Here is an 18,674-nt window from a genome sequence, read left to right as displayed (position 1 = left end):
ACTTGAGTTCCAGGATCTCGCCCTGTGCGTCGACGGTGATCTTCTGCGACAGGTCGCCGTTGGCGACGGCGGTGGTGACCTGGGCGATGTTGCGTACCTGTGAGGTCAGGTTGGAGGCCATGAAGTTGACGTTGTCGGTGAGGTCCTTCCAGACGCCGCTGACGCCGCGCACCTGGGCGCGGCCGCCCAGTTGACCCACCGTGCCGACTTCGCGGGCGACGCGGGTGACTTCGTCGGCGAACGCGGAGAGCTGGTCGACCATCGTGTTCACGGTCAGCTTCAGTTCGAGCAGCTCACCGGTCGCCTCGACGGTGACGGTGCGCGTCAGGTCGCCGCGCGCCACCGCCGTCGTCACCGCCGCGATGTCGCGCACCTGCGCCGTCAGCCGGGACGCCATCGTGTTCACGGCCTCCGTCACGTCCCGCCAACTGCCGGACAGCCCCTGCACCTTGGCGCGGCCGCCGAGCCGTCCCTCGGTGCCGACCTCGCGGGCCACCCGGGTGACCTCGCCGGTGAACAGGGACAGCTGGTCGACCATCTTGTTGACCGCGCGGCCCAGCCGGCGCAGATCTCCGTGGAGTTGCCGGTTCCCGTCGTGCAGATCGACGCGCTGGGTGAGATCGCCGCCCGCCACCGCGTCCAGCACCCGCGTGGCGTTCACCGCGGGCACCACCAGGGCGTCCAGGAGCGCGTTGGTGCTGTTGATGTTGGAGGCCCAGCCGCCCTGCCCGGGGCTGACCGCGAGACGCTCGTCGAGCCTGCCGTGCCGTACGACTTCCCTGCGCACCCGGGCGAGCTCCGCCCCGTAGTGCTCCTTGCGGGTGGCGATCTGGTTGAAGACGGCGGCCAGCTCCGCCGGCGTCCCCTCCTGCGTCTCCGGCAGCCGCACCCGGAAGTCGCCGTCCCGCAGAGCGGTCATCGCAGCGAGCAGGGGGCGCAGTTCGGAAGCGTGCAACCAGCCCTCTCCCGGACGGTCCGCCCGGTGGACACTGTCGCCGAAAGCGCTTCCGGCGCTGGTGGCAGTGCGTGTTCCCGGGCGGTCGCCGGAGCGGACACCAGGGCGCGAAACGGCACGATCTTCGTTCATTGAGGCCCACTTCGGTGACTCGGTGCTTATGGGCAGGCTCAGTCTGTCACCCTGTGGTTGTCGTGAGCGGCGCATTGCGACAACCGATCAGTCGTCGGCAACGCTCTGCGACAACCGATCAGGAGCCGCACTGTGACATCCATTCCGACGCAGCGGGACGCCGAAGCCCGCGCGACAGCCCCGCGGGCCGGGAGGTACGCGATCCAGTCCTTCGCCCGTACCAGCCTGCCCGGCAATCCACTCGCCCCGTCGGCCGCCCGGAAGTTCCTGCGGGCCGCGATCGTGGACTGGTCCGGTACGTCCCTGCTGCCGGCCGACGAGAACTTCGCCGGGCGTCTCGCCGACGACGCCTGCCTCGTCGTCAACGAACTCGTCACCAACGCGGTGGTGCACGCCGGCACCACCGTCGAACTGCTCTGCCGCATCGAGCCCGCGGGCGCCACCAGCGAGGCCGCCGCGCTCGTCATCGAGGTCTCCGACCACCACCCCTCCCGCGTCGTGCGCAACGAACCGCAGCGCCGTGACCGCAGCGGCGCCCCCGAGTACGGCAGGGGCCTGCACCTCGTCGCCGGTCTCGCCGAGAGCTGGGGCGTGACCTACCGCACCGGTCTCAAGACCGTCTGGGCCGCCCTCCCGCTGGAGGGCTGGCAGCCGTCGCCGGTGAACGAACCCACCCTCACGCCCGCCGCCCTCGCCTCCCACCGGGCCCTCCAGCGGGGGCTGCGGGCGGCGGAGATCCTCGCCCCGCTGCCCCGGCGGGCGGTCCGCGACGAGGACCCGGACTGGATCAACCGGGGCGCCCTGTCGTTCCTCGCCGAGGCCTCCGACCTGCTCGCCGGACAGTTCGACCAGGACATGGTGGTGGCGCTCGCCGCGCAGCTCCTGGTGCCCCGGCTCGCCGACTGGTGCGCCGTCTGGCTGGACCCGGAGGGCGGCGGCCCCTCGGCGGAACCGCGCCTCGCCCGGGTCTGGCACGCGCGTGAGGCGTGCATGGAGGAACTGCGCACCCTGCTGGAGAAGGAACCGCCCCGGCTGCCGGACTCGGCGCGCGGTGGCCCCGTGGCGCTCCCTTGGCCCGGCGCCGGTGAGAGTTTCGGAGGCGCCGGGGCGGTGCTCGCCTGCCGCATGGTGGTCGGTGGCCGCAGGGTCGGCATCCTGATGCTCGGCAGGGCCGGGATGGTGCGCATCCCCGACGAGGTCACCGGGCTCATCGAGGACTTCGTCCGCAGAGTGGCGCTCGCGGTGGGAGCCGCCCGCCGCTACACCCAGCAGGCCACCATCTCGCACGTCCTGCAGCGCGCCCTGCTGCCCAGCCAGGTCGCCGAGATCCCCGGCCTCACCAGTGCGCTCGTCTACGAGCCGCGCGGCGAGGGCGTCGCGGGGGGCGACTTCTACGACATCTTCCACGCGGCCGACGGACGCTGGTGCTTCGCGCTCGGCGACGTACAGGGGAACGGACCGGAGGCGGCGGTGGTCACCGGGCTGGTGCGTCCGTGGCTGCGGCTGCTCGCCCGCGAGGGGTACCAGGTGGCGGAGGTGCTGGACCGGCTCAACAGGCTGCTGCTGGACGACGCCACGGAGTCCGCGGACGCCGCCGCCCGGCTGGTCGCCGCCGCCGGGGGACAGGAACTCCCCGACGGCCCCCAGGCGCGCTTCCTGTCGATGCTGTACGGCGAACTGGAGCCGCTGCCGGAGGCCGACGGCGGCGGCGTACGGTGCACGGTCTCCAGTGCCGGACACCCGCTGCCCCTGGTGCTGCGGCCCGACGGGGAGGTGCGGGCGGCGGGGCGGCCGGGGGTCCTGCTCGGTGTCCTCGACGACGCGACATACGAGAGCGAGACGTTCGTCCTCGCACCGGGGGAGACGCTGCTGAGCGTCACCGACGGGGTCACCGAGCGCCGCTGCGGCAGGGTGATGTTCGACGACGGGGAAGGTGTCGCCGCGGAGCTCGCCCAGTGTGTGGGGCTCTCCGCGCAAGGGGTGGCGGAACGGATCACCAGGGCGGTGCACTCCTTTGCCGCCGAGCCCCCCGACGACGACCTGGCACTGCTGGTGCTGCGCGCGGAGTAGGCCGCGGGCGACCGGGGGGACGGGACGGTGCGCGGAGGGCGGACAATGGGGGCATGCCTTCCGTACTGCCTGATGGTGAGCCCATGCCCGAGGACGGGGCGCTGCCTCTCGACGCGCTGCGGAATGCGGGGGAGCGGCCCCTCGGCTTCTATCTGCACGTGCCGTACTGCGCGACCCGCTGCGGCTACTGCGACTTCAACACCTACACGGCGACGGAGCTGCGCGGATCGGGCGGTGCTCTCGCCTCGCGCGACAACTACGCGGCGACCCTGATCGAGGAAGTGCGCCTCGCGCGCAAGGTGCTCGGCGACGACCCCAGGCCGGTGCGCACGGTGTTCGTGGGCGGCGGCACGCCCACCCTGCTGCCTGCCGCCGATCTCGTACGGATGCTGGGGGCGATCCGCGAGGAGTTCGGCCTCGCCGACGACTGCGAGGTCACCACCGAGGCGAACCCGGAGTCGGTGAACCCGGCCTATCTGGCCGAACTGCGCGAGGGCGGCTTCAACCGGGTCTCCTTCGGCATGCAGAGCGCCCGGCAGCACGTCCTGAAGATCCTGGACCGCACGCACACCCCCGGGCGGCCCGAGGCGTGCGTGGCAGAGGCGCGGGCGGCCGGGTTCGACCATGTGAACCTCGACCTGATCTACGGCACCCCGGGGGAGTCCGACGCCGACTGGCAGGCCTCCCTGGACGCTGCGATCGGCGCCGGTCCCGACCACGTCAGCGCGTACGCCCTGATCGTCGAGGAGGGCACCCAGCTCGCCCGGCGCATCCGCCGCGGCGAGGTCCCCATGACCGACGACGACGTGCACGCGGACCGCTACCTGATGACGGAGCAGGCGCTGTCGGCCGCCGGGTTCTCCTGGTACGAGGTGTCCAACTGGGCCACGTCCGAGGCGGGCCGCTGCCTGCACAACGAGCTGTACTGGCGGGGCGCCGACTGGTGGGGCGCCGGACCCGGTGCGCACAGCCACGTCGGCGGGGTCCGCTGGTGGAACGTGAAGCACCCCGGCGCCTACGCGCAGGCGCTGGGCGACGGGAAGTCCCCCGGCGCCGGACGCGAGGTGCTCTCCGAGGAGGACCGCCGGGTCGAGCGCATCCTGCTGGAGCTGCGCCTGGTGGAGGGCTGCGAACTGTCCCTGCTGAAGCCCGCGGGGCTCGCCGCCGCACAGCAGGCGGTAAGGGACGGCCTCCTGGAGGACGGTCCTTACACCGAGGGCCGGGCGGTCCTCACCCTGCGCGGCAGGCTGCTGGCCGACGCCGTGGTGCGGGACCTGGTGGACTGAGCGGCCGGGCTGGTCGAGGCCGACGGCGACCGATCTTCCTGGCTGTCGTCACTGGTCCTGGCTGTCGCCGCGCCCGGTGTCGTAGCGTCTGCCGCATGCGCAGCTACAGCCCTGACTTCACGCCGCCGTGGAAGAAGTCGAAGCCCGTCCCCGAACTGGCCGCCGAGTACGACGTGGTGGTCGAGGAGGTGTCGACGGGCTTCTGCGGTGCGGTGATCCGTACCGAGAAGACGGCGGAAGGACCGACGGTCACCCTGGAGGACCGCTTCGGCAAACACCGGGTGTTCCCGATGACCCCGGCCGGATTCCTCCACGAGGGCGCACCGGTGACACTGGTGCGCCCCTCCGCAGGCGCGGGGCCGGTGCGTCCCACCCGTACCGCCTCCGGATCTGTCGCCGTCGCCCACGCCCGCGCGCGCGTGGCGCGAGCGGGGCGCATCTACGTGGAGGGGCGGCACGACGCCGAGCTGGTGGAGCGGGTGTGGGGCGACGACCTGCGCATCGAGGGCGTCGTCGTGGAGTACCTGGAGGGCATCGACGACCTGCCGTCGATCGTCGCCGAGTTCGCACCGGGGCCGGACGCCCGGCTCGGTGTCCTCGTGGACCACCTGGTGCCGGGTTCGAAGGAGTCCCGGATCGCCGCCCGGGTGACGGACGCGAACGTGCTGGTCGTGGGGCACCCGTACATCGACGTGTGGGAAGCCGTGAAGCCGTCCTCGGTCGGCATCGCGGGCTGGCCGCAGGTACCGCGCGGCCAGGACTGGAAGACGGGCGTGTGCCGGGCCCTGGGCTGGCCGGAGAACACCGGTGCGGCCTGGCAGCACATCCTGGGCCGGGTACGCACGTACAAGGACCTCCAGCCCGAGCTGCTGGGGCGGGTGGAGGAACTGATCGACTTCGTGACGGCCCCCGAGGACGACTGACCGCCAGAACGACTGACCGCCAGGACGCCTGACTGCTAGGACACCCCGAAACGGCGTGCCAGCGCGTCCCGTTGGGCCCGGACGAACGCCGCGTCCACCGCCGCCCCGTGCCCCGGCACGTACACGGCGTGCTCGCCGCCCAGCGCCAGCAGCCGGTCCAGGGCCTCGGGCCACCGTGCGGCGACCGCGTCGGGGCCCGCCTGTGGCTCCCCGGACTCCTCCACCAAATCTCCGCAGAAGACCACGTCCGGGCCGCCCTCCGCGCCCGGTACGAGGGCCACCAGGTCGTGGCTGCTGTGCGCGGGGCCCAGGTTGGCGAAGAGCACGCTGCGCCCACCGCCCAGGTCGAGGGTGCGCTCGTCGAACACCAGATGGTGCGGGGCGCGCAGCAGCTCCGAGGCCTCGGCGGCCGCGTCCGCGGGCACGCCCTGGCGCACCGCGTCGTCGGCCAGCGACTCGCGCTGTCCGGTCAGCAGGGTGTCCATGCCCGCGGAGGCGAAGACCTCCACGCCCGCGAACACTCCCATGCCCAGGACGTGGTCGAAGTGCGGGTGGCTGAGAGCGATGTGCGTCACTCTGCGCCCCAGGAGCGCCTCCGCCTCCTTGCGCACCCGGGCACCCTCGCGCAGCGTCGAGCCCGTGTCGTACAGCAGTGCTCCCTGCCCGCCCGCCACCAGGCCGACAGTGGCGTCCCAGCCCGGCAGCCGCCGTCTGACGACGCCTGGAGCGAGCCGTTCCCACTGTGCCTCTTGCTCTCGCATGTCCATACCGTGACGCTAGCGTGAGCAGCCGCCCTTGCTCGGGACGGGCCACGCCGCCGTACACTGACCCGGGGAACGGCTGGCACTCGCACACGGGGAGTGCCAAGCGGGATACCGGGGCACAAGCCCCACATGTCCGATCTGCACCAGGGAACATCACGGCTTGGAGGTGTGCGCGATGCTCAGTGAACGCAGACTTGAAGTGCTGCGCGCCATCGTCCAGGACTATGTCGGCACGGAGGAGCCCGTCGGCTCCAAGGCCCTCACCGAGCGTCACCAGCTCGGTGTCTCCCCGGCCACCGTGCGCAACGACATGGCGGCCCTGGAGGACGAGGGTTTCATCGCCCAGCCGCACACCAGTGCCGGACGCATCCCCACGGACAAGGGGTACCGGCTGTTCGTCGACCGGCTGGCCGGGGTGAAGCCCCTGTCGACGCCGGAACGGCGCGCCATCCAGAACTTCCTGGACGCCTCCGTGGACCTGGACGACGTCGTCGCCCGCACCGTGCGGCTGCTCGCGCAGCTGACACGACAGGTGGCCGTCGTGCAGTACCCGTCGCTGACGCGTTCCACGGTGCGCCATGTGGAACTTCTCTCACTGGCGCCCGCCCGGCTGATGCTGGTGCTGATCACCGACACCGGTCGCGTCGAGCAGCGGATGATCGACTGCCCGGCGCCGTTCGGCGAGGCGTCCCTCGCGGACCTGCGGGCGCGGCTCAACAGCCGTGTCGTGGGCCGCAGGTTCGCGGACGTCCCGCAGCTGGTGCAGGACCTTCCCGAGTCGTTCGAGCCGGAGGACAGGGGAACCGTTTCGACGGTGCTCGCGACGCTCCTGGAGACACTCGTGGAAGAGACCGAGGAACGGCTGATGATCGGCGGCACCGCCAATCTCACCCGCTTCGGCCACGACTTCCCGCTCACCATCCGCCCCGTACTGGAGGCGCTGGAGGAGCAGGTCGTGCTGCTGAAGCTGCTCGGCGAGGCCACCGAATCCGGCATGACGGTGCGCATCGGGCACGAGAACGCCCACGAAGGACTCAGTTCAACGTCCGTGGTCGCAGTCGGCTACGGTTCGGGCGACGAGGCAGTCGCCAAACTAGGCGTGGTCGGACCGACCCGCATGGACTACCCCGGAACGATGGGAGCGGTACGCGCAGTGGCACGTTACGTCGGACAGATCCTGGCGGAGTCGTAAGTGGCCACGGACTACTACGCCGTACTCGGCGTGCGCCGCGACGCTTCCCAGGACGAAATCAAGAAGGCGTTCAGGCGCCTTGCTCGTGAGCTTCACCCGGACGTCAATCCGGACCCGAAGACCCAGGAGCGCTTCAAGGAGATCAACGCCGCCTACGAGGTGTTGTCGGACCCGCAGAAGAAGCAGGTCTACGACCTCGGCGGCGACCCGCTGTCGGCCTCCGGCGGTGGCGGTGCGGGCGGCTTCGGCCAGGGTGGTTTCGGAAACTTCTCCGACATCATGGACGCCTTCTTCGGCACGGCGTCCCAGCGCGGCCCCCGGTCGCGCACCCGGCGCGGCCAGGACGCCATGATCCGGCTGGAGATCGACCTCAACGAGGCGACCTTCGGCACCACCAAGGAGATCCAGGTCGACACCGCCGTCGTCTGCACCACGTGCAGCGGCGAGGGAGCGGCCCCCGGCACCTCCGCGCAGACCTGTGACATGTGTCGCGGCCGCGGTGAGGTCTCGCAGGTCACCCGGTCCTTCCTCGGCCAGGTCATGACCTCGCGCCCCTGCCCGCAGTGCCAGGGCTTCGGCACGGTCGTGCCGACGCCGTGCCCGGAGTGCGCCGGTGACGGCCGCGTCCGCTCCCGTCGCACGCTGACGGTGAAGATCCCGGCCGGTGTCGACAACGGCACCCGCATCCAGCTCGCGGGCGAGGGCGAGGTCGGCCCCGGCGGCGGCCCCGCCGGTGACCTGTACGTGGAGATCCACGAGCAGCCGCACCCCACCTTCCAGCGGCGCGGCGACGACCTGCACTGCACGGTGACCATCCCGATGACGGCGGGCGCGCTCGGCACCAAGGTGCCGCTGGAGACGCTCGACGGGGTCGAGGAGATCGACATCCGTCCCGGTACGCAGTCGGGCCAGTCGGTGCCGCTGCACGGGCGCGGTGTGACGCACCTGCGCGGCGGCGGTCGCGGCGACCTCATCGTGCACGTCGAGGTGACCACCCCACAGAAGCTGGACCCGCAGCAGGAGGACCTGTTGCGCCAGCTCGCGAAGCTGCGCGGCGAGGAGCGGCCGCTGGGCCAGTTCCAGCCCGGGCAGCAGGGGTTGTTCTCGCGCCTGAAGGACGCCTTCAACGGACGCTGAGTCCGTTCGCACCACAGCGGGACCGGACCACCAGGTCCGGTCCCGTTTTGGTTCGATTCGGCGGGTCGGCCGTGTCGTGAAACGATGCGGGCATGTCTGTTGAGACCCGGGTGGTGCCCGCGCTGGGAGAGCTGTGCCGGCGCGGAATCGTTGCCGCGCCCATGGCCGGTGGGGTGTCCCGCCCCGAGCTGGCGGCCGCCGTGTCCGACGCGGGCGGTCTCGGCTTCCTCGCCGCCGGGTACAAGACCGCCGACGGGATGTACGAGGAGATCAAGCAGCTGCGGGCGCTGACCCCGAAGCCGTTCGGCGTCAACCTGTTCATGCCGCAGCCGTCCGCCGACCCGGCCGCCCTGGACCTGTACCGGCAGCAGCTCGCGAGCGAGAGCGCCTGGTACGAGACGCCGATCGCCGAGCGCGACGACCACGGCACCGACGACGGGTACGAGGCCAAGCTGGCGCTCCTCGTCGACGATCCGGTGCCGGTGGTGTCCTTTGCCTTCGGCTGCCCCTCGCGGGACGAACTCGACGCACTGGCGCACGTGGGGACGTACACGATCGTCACCGTCACCACCCCGGAGGAGGCGCAGGCCGCCGAGTGGGCGGGCGCGGACGCCGTGTGCGTGCAGGGCATCGAGGCGGGCGGCCACCAGAGCACCCACCGGGACGACCCGCAGACCGACGGCAGCGGAGGACTGGGGCTGCTGTCGCTGGTGACACAGGTGCGCGAGACCGTGCAGTTGCCGGTGATCGCTGCCGGAGGACTGATGCGAGGGGCGCAGATCGCCGCCGTGCGGGCCGCCGGGGCGGACGCGGCACAGTTGGGCACGGCGTTCCTGGCGTGCCCGGAGTCCGGTGCGCACGCCATGCACAAGAACGCTCTGAAGAACCCTTTGTTCGTACGGACCGAACTCACCCGCGCGTTCTCCGGCCGCCCCGCGCGCGGCCTGGTGAACCGTTTCATGCGCGAGCACGGCCCGTACGCGCCGTCCGCGTACCCGGAGGTGCACTACATGACCGCCGGGCTGCGGCAGGCCGCCGCCCGGGTGGGGGACGCGCAGGGGATGGCCCTGTGGGCGGGGCAGGGGCACCGGCTGGCCCGGGACATCCCGGCCGGACGGCTGGTGCAGGTGTTGTCGGCCGAGGCGGACTCGGCGTGGACGGAGATGGCTTTGAGGAGGTCGACGTCATGACGGCGCCGGTGTTCGTCGTGGAGAACGTGCCCGAGGGCGGCCAGTACGTCCTGGAGGGCCCGGAGGGGCGCCATGCGGTGTCCGTGCGGCGGCTCACGGCGGGCGAGGACGTCGTCCTCGCCGACGGGCGAGGGCGTGGCGCCGAGGCCGTCGTGGTGGCGGCGGAGGGCAAGGACCGGCTCGTCGTGGAGATCACCGGGACGGTCGTCGAGGACGATCCCCGGCCGCGCATCACCGTCGTGCAGGCGCTGCCCAAGGGCGACCGGGGCGAGCTGGCCGTGGAGACGATGACCGAGACCGGTGTCGACGCCGTCGTGCCGTGGCAGGCGGCGCGCTGCATCACCCAGTGGAAGGGCGACCGGGGCGCGAAGTCCCTCGCCAAGTGGCGGGCCACCGCACGGGAGGCCGGGAAGCAGTCGCGCAGGCTCCGTTTCCCGGAGATCGCCGACGCCATGAGCACCAAGCAGGTGGGCGCGCTTTTGGCCACCGCCGACTTCGCGGCCGTCCTGCACGAGGACCGTGCCGCCGACAGTGGTGCGCTGGCGCTCGCCGAACTGCCGCAGGAGGGCTCCATCGTGCTGGTGGTCGGGCCCGAGGGCGGGGTGTCCCCGCAGGAGCTGGAGCTGTTCGCGCAGGCGGGCGCGCGACCGTACCGACTGGGCCGCAGTGTGCTGCGTACGAGCACCGCGGGCACGGCGGCCACCGCACTGCTGCTGGGGCGCACGGGGCGGTGGTCCTGACACCGGTGCCGGTGCTCCGGTTGGGCCGCCCTCGAACCGTGCAGAAGACCAGGGATGTCACGCACACAGGGAGAGCGTCATGGAACTCGCACAAGTGAGGCTGCTGGTCTCCGACTTCGGCGCCTGTTACCGCTTCTACGGAGAGGTGCTGGGGCTCAAGCCCCAGTCCGGGTTCGCGGACGGGCCGTACGAGAAGTTCTCCCCGTCGACCGGATCGGCGGGGATCGCGCTCCAGGACCGGGCGATGATGGCCGAGTTGCTGGGTGAGGTGGCCGAGGAGCCCGCGGGGCACCGGTCGTTCGTGGTGCTGCGGGTGGACGACCTCGACCGGTACTGCGCGGAGATCACCGGGCGCGGTGCGGAGCTGGTGCACGGGCCGGCACCGATGACGGAACGCATGCGGGTGGCCCACCTGAAGGACCCCGAGGGGAACCTGGTGGAACTCCAGGAGTGGCTGCTGTTCGGCGGCTGAAACGCGCCTGTCCTTCGTACCGGGGCGGTGGGACGCTGCCTGGCATGGGGGCATGGAGGCGAGTACGGCACAGGCGCACCCTCGCGGCGGCAGTCCTCGCCGGGGCGACGGTGGCGGGGGTCGCCGCCTGTGAACCGGGTGGGGACGGTGGGGGCCTGAGCTCCTTCGCGGTGGCCCTGACCACCGACCAGACCGGCACGCGGGCGCTGGAACGCGCCGGGATCGATGTCAGCTGGATGACCTGCACGTCCACCCTCGGCGACAGGGCGAGGGTGAGCGCCGACCCGTCGCTGCGGCCGTCCCTGGTGACAGCGGCGCCGTCGGCGCGCAACGTCGCCACTGTGGCGTGCGAGGGCCAGACCAAGGACGGCCGGGAGATCGACGTCGAGGGCCGGGTCACGGAGGAGCGCGACGGCCGCTGCGTACGGGGGGACCTGACCGCCACGGTCGGCGGGCGCACCGTGTTCCGGGCGAACGTGCTCGGCGACTGCAACGCCCGGCCCACGAGCCGCCCACCCACCTGGAGTCCGCCCCCGGAGCCCACCCTGCGGCCCACGTCGCGGCCCACCCGGACCGTCACCGCCACAGCCACCCGGCCCACCACCGCGCCCGAGCCGCCCGCCCCGCGGCCCACCGTCACGGTGACCGTCACCGTCGGCCCCGATCCGGCGCCGGATCCGGCACCCGACCCGCGTCCCACGTGCGGCTGCCCCTCGGGCAAGTGAGCACAGGGCCGACGCACGGACGGGTGAGCGGAACGAAGTGCCCCCACGGTGTGTGACCGCCCTCGTACTATGGGGAGTTGTCCGGAAGCGACCGGGACGGCCGGTGTGCGGGGTGCGTGATGCGGGGTGAGGCGGGCATGGCGGACACGGTCTGGCACTGGCAACGGGGCGATCTCCCCGAGGAGATGACCAGCTTCGTCGGCCGGGAGCGCGAGATCGACGCCGTGCGCACCCTGTTCGGGACGGCCCGCATGGTGACCCTGCTGGGCCCCGGGGGCGTCGGCAAGACCCGCATCGCCGTACGGGCCGCGGCCTCCCTGGCCGGGCACTTCCGCGGCGGCGTGCGCATGGTGGAGCTCGCGGGCGTCAAGGACGGCGAGCTCGTCCCGTACACCGTGGGAGCGGCCTTCGGGCTGCCGGAGGGCACCGGCCGCAACCCGCTCGACATGGTCGTGGAGTACCTGCGCGGCGAGGAGACGCTGCTCGTCCTCGACACCTGTGAACACCTCGTCGACGCCTGTGCGATGTTCGCCGAGATCCTGCTGCGCAACTGTCCCGGGCTGCGGCTGCTGCTGACCAGCAGACAGGCGCTGGACGTTCCGGCGGAGCACGTCGTCACCGTCGCCCCGCTGGAGTTCCCCGGCGAGGACGGCAGGGGCAACGTGGAACGGTGCGGTGCGGTACGGCTGTTCCTGGACCGTGCCGCGGCGGCCCGCCCCGGCTTCCGGCTCACCGACGACAACCGCGACCAGGTGATCGCCCTGTGCCGGCGGCTCGACGGCATACCGCTGGCCATAGAACTGGCGGCGGTGCGGCTGCGTGCGCTGCCGCTCGATCAGGTGCTGCGGCGGCTGGAGGACCGTTTCCGTGCGCTCGGAGCGAGCCGCACCGGGCATCCGCGGCACCAGACGCTGCGTACCGCCATCGACTGGAGCCACGACCTGTGCACGGCGGAGGAGCGCACCCTGTGGGCCCGGCTGTCGGTGTTCGCGGGCGGCTTCGACCTCGCCGCCGCCGAAAGGGTGTGCGCGGACGCCGAACTGGACCCGTACGACCTGGTCGACCATCTCATCGGGCTGGTCGACAAGTCGGTGGTGGTGCGTGAGGAGGGCGGGGACGGCGACCGGTACCGGATGCTCGACACGCTGCGCGAGTACGGGGCGGAGCGGCTGGCGGAGAGCGGCAGCGGGGTGCGCAGACTGGTGGTGCGCCACCGGGACCACTATCTGCGGCTGGCGCGGGAGGCGGACGCGGTCTGGTTCGGCCCCGACCAGGTGGCTTTGACGCGCCGTCTCGACAGGGAGATCGACAACTTCCGCGCGGCGCTGGAGTTCTGTCTGGAGGAGCCGGGCGAGGCGACGACCGGTGTGGCCCTCGCGGGGGCACTGCGCGGCCTGTGGATCGGCCGTACCCGGCTCTCCGAGGGCAACCGCTGGTGCGAGCGCGCCCTGGCCACCGGCGCCGGCAGCGAGGCGGACCGGGCGCGCGCACTGTGGCAGTCCGCGTACTGCACCAGCATCATGGGGCGGCTCGACCTGGCGGAACCCCTCATGCGCGAGGCGGCACGGCTCGCGCACCGGGCGGGCGACAGCCGTACCGAAGGCATGGCGCTGTCCTGTGCGGCATCCGGATTCCATCACCGGCAGCGCTGCGAGGAGGCCGCCGCCGCGAACGCGGCGGCGCTCGCCGTCGTCGACGTGACGGGCGACGTGCTGGTGGAGTGCTGGACCCGGCGCAACCTGGGCTCCGTGCACGGGCGCGCGGGTGACGTCCCGGGTGCCATGAAGGAACTGGACAGCGCCCTGGCGAAGGCGCCCGACGGGGAGTGCTGGGTGACTTCCTACGGCCTGTCGACGAGCGCGCAGACCCACCTGGACACCGGCGACTGGTACACCGCACGGACCTACGCGCGCCGGGCGCTGCGCGCGAGCATGACGCTGGGTGACCTCTACGGTGCCGGCAACGCGTTGCAGATCCTCAGCTGGTGCGCCCTGACGGAGGGCGACCGCACGCTCGGGGTGCTGCTGTACGGGGGCGCGTACGGGGCGGTGGGGGAGACCTGTTCGATCCTGATGGGGGACGCGTACCTGGAGGCGATCAGGGAGCGGATGGAGCGCCGGGCCAGGGCGGAGCTCGGCGACGAGGGGTTCGCCGGGCTGTACGCCGAAGGGGAGCGGCTGGGGCTGAACGGGGTCGTGGCGCTCGCCCTGGACGAGCCGCCGCGCGCCACCACGGCGTCCGCCCCGCCCACCCTCGCCGCGCTCACCCGGCGCGAGCGCGAGGTGGCCGCCCTCGTCCACCAGGGGCTGTCCAACCGGGAGATCGCCGAGCGGCTCGTCATCTCCAAACGCACCGCCGACGCCCACGTGGAGCACATCCTCGCGAAGCTGGGTTTCGGCTCCCGGGGTGAGATCGCCGCGCTGGTGGGCGCGGAGAACTCCCGCGAGCGGGCCCGGCGTTCGTAAGGGGCGCACACGGCTGTGTCCCGCATACCTACGTAGCGCCGACCTGCGGAATTAGGTGTACGGATCTCCGGCCCGCGGGGGCGCGCGGGCGTGGTGGGCCCGGCCACAGTGGGCCCATGCCCCCCGCATACGGCCTTCCTGTCCCCCGTCTCCCCCACGAGCCGTCCCTCGGCGACCTCCTCGACGTGCTCGCCGAGACCCGGCTGGTGGCGCTCACCGGCCCCGCCGGGGTCGGCAAGACGCACCTCGCCGCCCGCATCGCCGAGGCCGTCACCGATCTCCCCGTGCACCACGCCGATCTGTCCGACTGCGCGGACAACGCCCTCGTCCCGCAGACCGTCGCCGCCGCCCTCCACGCGGGCACCGCGCCCGGCAGCGGCACCGATCCCATGGAGGCGGTGCTGCGGCTGCTGGCCGGGCGGCGCGGCCTGCTCGTGCTGGACACCTGCGAGCACGTGCGCGCGGGCTGCGCCTACCTGGTGGGCAGGCTGCACGACTTCTGCCCGGGACTCCAGATCCTGGTGACCAGCCGCAGCCCGATCGGAGTGCCCGGCGAGTACCGGGTGCCGCTGCGGCCGCTGTCACGCGAGCACACCGTGGAACTCCTGCGGGAGAAGGCGGCGGTGCAGGGGGTGGACCTGCCGGTGTTCTGGACGCGGCTGCTCGCCGAGCGCCTCGACGGCGACCCGCTGAGCGTGCTGCTGGCCGCACGCACACTGGGGCACAACACCACCCCGCAGCAGTTGTACGGCAGCCTGTGCGAGCCGGGGGCACGGTTCGGGGTGCTGATACACGGGCCCAAGCAGCCGGCCCGGCACCGCACCCTGCTGCGGGCGATCGCCTGGAGCCACGACCTGTGCGGGCGGGCGGAACGGCTCCTGTGGGCCCGACTGTCGGCGTTCACCGGGAACTTCACCGCGCAGCAGGTCGAGACGGTGTTCGCCGACGGCGGTGAACTCACCGCGCTGATCGAGGCGTCGGTGGTGCTCACCGAGGAGGACGGCACGTACCGGCTGCCGTTGGCACACCGGGAGTACGGGCAACTGCTGCTGGCGGGACTGGGCAAACCGTAACGCCGGTGCTGGTGATGCCGACCCTTCCGGGTACGGCGGTGCGCGTTCTTCGTAGGGTGGCGGCATGTCCGACGAGTCACCTCTGATAACCAGCCTGCGCGCGGCCGTCGCCGCCGCCCCCGGCGACGTACCTCTGCGACTGCACCTGGCACAGCTGCTGCTGGAGGCCGGGAATAGTGAGGCCGCCGTGGCGGAGGCCGCCGTCGCCCTCACGCACGCGCCCGGGGATCCGCAGGCGCGGGACCTGATGCTGCGGGCCATGGGCGGCCCGGCCGCGCCTGCCGCACCCGTCGCACCGGTTGTGCCCGCCGCACCGCAGACGCCCTCGGTTCAGCCGCCCGTGCAACCGCCTTCGTCGCGGGAGGAGTTCGACTGGCAGGCCGCCGAGCAGGAGGTCGGCGACGTGGTGCCGCCCCGCTTCGTGGCTCCGGACCAGCCGGACGCGGCCACCGGGTTCGAGCGGCCGCTCACCTCCGACGGCAGCGGCGACGCCGGTGACGCGGACGCCTACGACGTCGAGGCACCGGGCGGGCTGCGGCTCGCCGACGTCGGCGGCATGCAGGAGGTCAAGCAGCGCCTGGAGGCGGCGTTCCTGGCACCCATGCGCAACCCGGAACTGCGCAAGCTGTTCGGCAAGAGCCTGCGCGGCGGACTGCTGCTGTACGGGCCGCCCGGCTGCGGCAAGACCTTCATCGCCCGCGCCATCGCCGGTGAACTCGGCGCCTCCTTCATGTCGGTGTCGCTCAGCGACGTGCTGGACATGTACATCGGGCAGTCCGAGAAGAACGTCCACGAGGTGTTCCGCATGGCCCGCCGCAAGGCGCCGTGCGTGGTGTTCCTGGACGAGCTGGACGCCCTGGGCGCCAAGCGCAGCCGCTCGCACCACAGTGGGCTGCGCAACGCCGTCAACCAGCTCCTGATCGAGCTCGACGGCGTCGAGGGCGACAACGAGGGCGTCTTCGTCCTCGCCGCCACCAACGTCCCCTGGGACGTGGACATCGCGCTGCGCCGCCCCGGACGCCTGGACCGCACCCTGCTGGTGCTGCCGCCGGACGAGCCCGCCCGGGAGGCGATCCTGCGTTACCACCTCAAGGACCGGCCCATCGAGTCCGTCGACCTCGGCAAGCTGGTCAAGGTCACCGAGGGGTTCTCCGGAGCCGATCTCGCGCACCTCTGCGACAGTGCTTCCGAGAGCGCCCTGATGGATTCCGCGCGCACCGGCACCGTACGCATGATCAACACAAAGGACCTGCTGGCGGCGGCGAAGCAGCTGCGGCCGTCCACGGAGGCCTGGTTCGCGTCCGCGCGCAACGTCGCCCTGTTCGCCAACGACGGCGGTATGTACGACGACCTGCTCGCGCACCTCAAGAAGAAGCGCAAGCTGTGACCGGCACGGCGGGCAGTCTGGAGGGCGCCGTCGACAAGGCGGACCTCCTGCTGGAGACGGGCCGGACCGACGAGGCGCGCGAGCTGATCGCCCGCAGGCTCGCCGAGGAGCCGACCGACGTACGGGCCTGGGCGCGGATGCACCGCTGCCATCTGAGGGCCGGGGAGCACGAGGAGGCCGAGCAGGCGCTCGACCGGGCGACCGCCCACGACCCCGACTACGCGTACGCGCACATCCTGCGCTCCTACTTCTTCCACGGTGCCCCCAACTGGCACAAGGCGCTCGCCGCGGGCAAGGAGGCGGTCCGCTGCGCCCCGCAGGAGTGGAGCGCGCACGTCGCTCTCGCCAAGGCGATGACGTACCCCGTCGACCAGTGGCCCGCGGCGCTGGAGGTGGCGTTCCAGGCGGTACGGCTGGCGCCCGAGGAAACGGGCGCGCACCACACGGTGTACTTCTTCGCCGAGCTCCTCAAGAGGCAGGACCTCGTGGAGAGTTCGGCCCGGGCCGCGCTCGCCGCCGACCCCCAGTGCCCGTGGGCGCACAAGGTGCTCGCCGAGGCGAAGGCCAAGAACCCCTCCGCGAAGCTGTCGGAGGTCGCCGACTCCTATGCGACGGCGCTGGGTGTACTGCCGCAGGACGAGGGGATGCACAAGGCGCTCCAGGGCGCCGTCTACCGCATGCTGCGCGGCACCCGCTGGCTGGCGCTGCTGTGCGTGGCGATCGCCGGGGTGACGGGGCGGCTCTTCCCGGGCGACGGGCCCGACGAGCTGCCCGCGGCGCTGGGCACCCGGCTGTACGCGCTCGCCGTGATGGGCGCGGTGTGGGGGTTCGGGGCGTGGCGGCGCTATCGCCGGATGCGCACCGGAGTGCGGCTGACGTTCCGGGAGTTCGTGCGGACGAACTTCTGGGGGAAGCTCGCCGTCGGGCAGGCCGCCTGGTGCATGGTGTGCGCGGTCGTGGTCGTCGCCGTGCCGTGGACGGAGCGGCTGGTGCCGCAGATCCTGTTCTGGCTGGCGCTGGTGCCCACGCTGCTGACGATCTGGTTCGAGCGGGCGGCGATGCGATCGTGAGCCGCGGATGAGCCTGGAACGGGCCGAGGGACTGTACGACCTCGGGCGCTACGAACAGGCCGCTGCCGCACTGGGTACGCATCTGGCGTCCCACCCGGACGACGCCGCCGCGTGGACCCTCCTCGCCCGCAGCCTGCGCGGGACGAAGAACACCCAGGGGTGTCTGCACGCGGCGGACCAGGCACTGCGCCTGGACCCCGGGAACGTCACCGCGCTCGTCGTGCGGTCCGAGCAACTGGCAGCGCTCGGCCACTACGCGGCCGCCGAGTGGTCCGCCCGCGAGGCGGTGCGGCTCGCCCCACAGCGCTGGGGCACGCACGCCACCGTCGCGGAGGTCCTGGCGAAGGGCGGTCCCTGGCAGGTCACGGAGGCGTACGAAGTGGCCAGGCACACGGTGACGCTGGCCCCCGAGGAGCCGTACGCGCACTTCCTGGTGGGGCTGACCGCGCAGCGCCTCAAGAGGACGGACGTCGCGGCGCAGGCGTACCGGACGGCCCTGCGCCTGGACCCCGAGCACACCGCGGCCCGGCACAACCTCGCCATCCTGGACCTGCACCACCGTCGTCGCGGCGGCTGGACGCGGGCCGCCGAGGGGTTCGCGGACGTGTCCGCCCTCGACCCCGAGGATCAGGACGGGCGCTACAACCTGGAGGTGATGGCGTGGAACACCGTCGCCTTCGCCCGCTGGGTGGCGATCCTGGCGTTCGGTGTCGCCGTGATCACCAAGGCCGTCGCCGAGGACAGCGGGGCGGTGGCGCTGGCGGTGGGGCTGCCGGTGTTCGCCCTGGTGTGGATCGCGTGGGGGTGGTGGGTGCGCCGCCGGGTGCCGCCGCGGCTGCGCGGGCCGCTGCTGCGGCTGGCCGTGCGGTGCCCTCCGGTGGTGTGGATGGCGGGCGCGGTGGGGCTGTTGGCGGCGGTGGGCGTCGCCGTGGTGGCGCTGCCGGGGCTGCCCGCCGCGTTCCTCGGGGTGGCGGTGGTGCCGTCGGCGTGGGCGGTGTTCCTCACGTACTGGATCAGCCGCTCCGTGCTCAAGCGACGCAAGCCGTAACGTCCCGGGGACCGCAGGAACGCACGTGAGCGCGCGGGAGCGGGC

16 protein-coding genes are annotated in these 18,674 nt (G+C 72.5%); 14 read left to right on the top strand and 2 right to left on the bottom strand.

The window, feature by feature from the left end; translation table 11 throughout:
• On the bottom strand, nt 1-919 hold a 919-nt coding region (locus ACIO3O_RS19515; protein WP_401747729.1), incomplete at its 3' end, for a HAMP domain-containing protein.
• A gap of 300 nt (nt 920-1,219) precedes the next feature.
• Here ACIO3O_RS19515 and ACIO3O_RS19510 point away from each other — a divergent pair.
• The 3 genes from ACIO3O_RS19510 to ACIO3O_RS19500 all read left to right on the top strand — a co-directional run bounded on the left by ACIO3O_RS19510 (nt 1,220) and on the right by ACIO3O_RS19500 (nt 5,366).
• Nucleotides 1,220-3,157 carry a SpoIIE family protein phosphatase gene (locus ACIO3O_RS19510; RefSeq protein ID WP_401747300.1) on the top strand — a complete coding sequence of 646 codons (1,938 nt, stop codon included), beginning with the start codon at nt 1,220-1,222 and terminating at the stop codon, nt 3,155-3,157.
• A gap of 53 nt (nt 3,158-3,210) precedes the next feature.
• Nucleotides 3,211-4,443, top strand: a complete 1,233-nt coding sequence (gene hemW / locus ACIO3O_RS19505; RefSeq protein WP_401747299.1) for a radical SAM family heme chaperone HemW — start codon at nt 3,211-3,213, stop codon at nt 4,441-4,443.
• Nucleotides 4,444-4,538: 95 nt separating this feature from the next.
• Nucleotides 4,539-5,366 (top strand): DUF3097 domain-containing protein, encoded by an 828-nt coding sequence (locus ACIO3O_RS19500; protein ID WP_401747298.1) that lies wholly within the window; start codon nt 4,539-4,541, stop codon nt 5,364-5,366.
• A gap of 35 nt (nt 5,367-5,401) precedes the next feature.
• On the opposite strand, the gene ACIO3O_RS19495 is transcribed toward ACIO3O_RS19500, so the two are convergent.
• Entirely contained in the window at nt 5,402-6,133 is a 732-nt protein-coding gene (locus tag ACIO3O_RS19495; protein WP_401747296.1) for an MBL fold metallo-hydrolase, read from the bottom strand.
• Between the two features lie 172 nt (nt 6,134-6,305).
• Here ACIO3O_RS19495 and hrcA point away from each other — a divergent pair, with 172 nt between their 5' ends.
• The 11 genes from hrcA (at nt 6,306) to ACIO3O_RS19440 (ending at nt 18,629) form a co-directional block, all read left to right on the top strand.
• Nucleotides 6,306-7,322 carry a heat-inducible transcriptional repressor HrcA gene (hrcA, locus tag ACIO3O_RS19490; RefSeq protein ID WP_401747294.1) on the top strand — a complete coding sequence of 339 codons (1,017 nt, stop codon included), beginning with the start codon at nt 6,306-6,308 and terminating at the stop codon, nt 7,320-7,322.
• Nucleotides 7,323-8,459, top strand: coding sequence for a molecular chaperone DnaJ (gene dnaJ / locus ACIO3O_RS19485; RefSeq protein ID WP_401747291.1), 1,137 nt, complete (start codon nt 7,323-7,325; stop codon nt 8,457-8,459).
• 92 nt (nt 8,460-8,551) lie between these two features.
• Nucleotides 8,552-9,649: a nitronate monooxygenase gene (locus ACIO3O_RS19480; RefSeq protein WP_401747289.1), complete on the top strand. Its 1,098-nt coding sequence runs from the start codon at nt 8,552-8,554 to the stop codon at nt 9,647-9,649.
• Entirely contained in the window at nt 9,646-10,389 is a 744-nt protein-coding gene (locus ACIO3O_RS19475) for a 16S rRNA (uracil(1498)-N(3))-methyltransferase (RefSeq protein ID WP_401747287.1), read from the top strand. The genes ACIO3O_RS19480 and ACIO3O_RS19475 overlap by 4 nt, the downstream gene beginning before the upstream one ends.
• A gap of 79 nt (nt 10,390-10,468) precedes the next feature.
• A complete protein-coding gene (locus ACIO3O_RS19470; RefSeq protein ID WP_401747285.1) occupies nt 10,469-10,861 on the top strand; it encodes a VOC family protein in 393 nt (130 codons plus the stop codon).
• A 44-nt stretch (nt 10,862-10,905) separates the two neighbouring features.
• Nucleotides 10,906-11,586 (top strand): hypothetical protein, encoded by a 681-nt coding sequence (locus ACIO3O_RS19465; RefSeq protein WP_401747282.1) that lies wholly within the window; start codon nt 10,906-10,908, stop codon nt 11,584-11,586.
• A 77-nt stretch (nt 11,587-11,663) separates the two neighbouring features.
• On the top strand, nt 11,664-14,051 hold the full coding sequence (locus tag ACIO3O_RS19460) for an ATP-binding protein (protein ID WP_401747280.1): 2,388 nt from the start codon (nt 11,664-11,666) through the stop codon (nt 14,049-14,051).
• 116 nt (nt 14,052-14,167) lie between these two features.
• Entirely contained in the window at nt 14,168-15,124 is a 957-nt protein-coding gene (locus tag ACIO3O_RS19455; RefSeq protein ID WP_401747278.1) for an ATP-binding protein, read from the top strand.
• A gap of 64 nt (nt 15,125-15,188) precedes the next feature.
• Nucleotides 15,189-16,511: an ATP-binding protein gene (locus ACIO3O_RS19450; RefSeq protein WP_401747277.1), complete on the top strand. Its 1,323-nt coding sequence runs from the start codon at nt 15,189-15,191 to the stop codon at nt 16,509-16,511.
• On the top strand, nt 16,508-17,581 hold the full coding sequence (locus ACIO3O_RS19445) for a tetratricopeptide repeat protein (protein ID WP_401747274.1): 1,074 nt from the start codon (nt 16,508-16,510) through the stop codon (nt 17,579-17,581). Before ACIO3O_RS19450 ends, ACIO3O_RS19445 begins: the two co-directional genes overlap by 4 nt.
• 7 nt (nt 17,582-17,588) lie before the next feature.
• The gene (locus ACIO3O_RS19440) at nt 17,589-18,629 is read left to right on the top strand and encodes a tetratricopeptide repeat protein (RefSeq protein ID WP_401747271.1); all 1,041 of its coding nucleotides are present in this window, start codon (nt 17,589-17,591) and stop codon (nt 18,627-18,629) included.
• Nucleotides 18,630-18,674 lie beyond the last annotated feature (45 nt).

It is taken from the genome of Streptomyces sp. NPDC087440 (assembly GCF_044744005.1).
GTDB lineage: Bacteria > Actinomycetota > Actinomycetes > Streptomycetales > Streptomycetaceae > Streptomyces.
The sequence above is the reverse complement of the archived record's forward strand: the minus strand, read 5'-3'. Positions and strand labels throughout refer to the sequence as shown.

Excerpts from the sequence above, each read along its gene's own strand:
- hemW (WP_401747299.1), top strand. The coding sequence starts at position 3,211 with ATGCCTTCCGTACTGCCTGATGGTGAGCCCATGCCCGAGGACGGGGCG.
- ACIO3O_RS19475 (WP_401747287.1), top strand. The coding sequence starts at position 9,646 with ATGACGGCGCCGGTGTTCGTCGTGGAGAACGTGCCCGAGGGCGGCCAG.
- ACIO3O_RS19455 (WP_401747278.1), top strand. The coding sequence starts at position 14,168 with ATGCCCCCCGCATACGGCCTTCCTGTCCCCCGTCTCCCCCACGAGCCG.
- ACIO3O_RS19440 (WP_401747271.1), top strand. The coding sequence starts at position 17,589 with ATGAGCCTGGAACGGGCCGAGGGACTGTACGACCTCGGGCGCTACGAA.
- ACIO3O_RS19495 (WP_401747296.1), bottom strand. The coding sequence starts at position 6,133 with ATGGACATGCGAGAGCAAGAGGCACAGTGGGAACGGCTCGCTCCAGGC.
- ACIO3O_RS19470 (WP_401747285.1), top strand. The coding sequence starts at position 10,469 with ATGGAACTCGCACAAGTGAGGCTGCTGGTCTCCGACTTCGGCGCCTGT.
- ACIO3O_RS19450 (WP_401747277.1), top strand. The coding sequence starts at position 15,189 with ATGTCCGACGAGTCACCTCTGATAACCAGCCTGCGCGCGGCCGTCGCC.
- hrcA (WP_401747294.1), top strand. The coding sequence starts at position 6,306 with ATGCTCAGTGAACGCAGACTTGAAGTGCTGCGCGCCATCGTCCAGGAC.
- ACIO3O_RS19500 (WP_401747298.1), top strand. The coding sequence starts at position 4,539 with ATGCGCAGCTACAGCCCTGACTTCACGCCGCCGTGGAAGAAGTCGAAG.
- ACIO3O_RS19465 (WP_401747282.1), top strand. The coding sequence starts at position 10,906 with ATGGGGGCATGGAGGCGAGTACGGCACAGGCGCACCCTCGCGGCGGCA.
- ACIO3O_RS19480 (WP_401747289.1), top strand. The coding sequence starts at position 8,552 with ATGTCTGTTGAGACCCGGGTGGTGCCCGCGCTGGGAGAGCTGTGCCGG.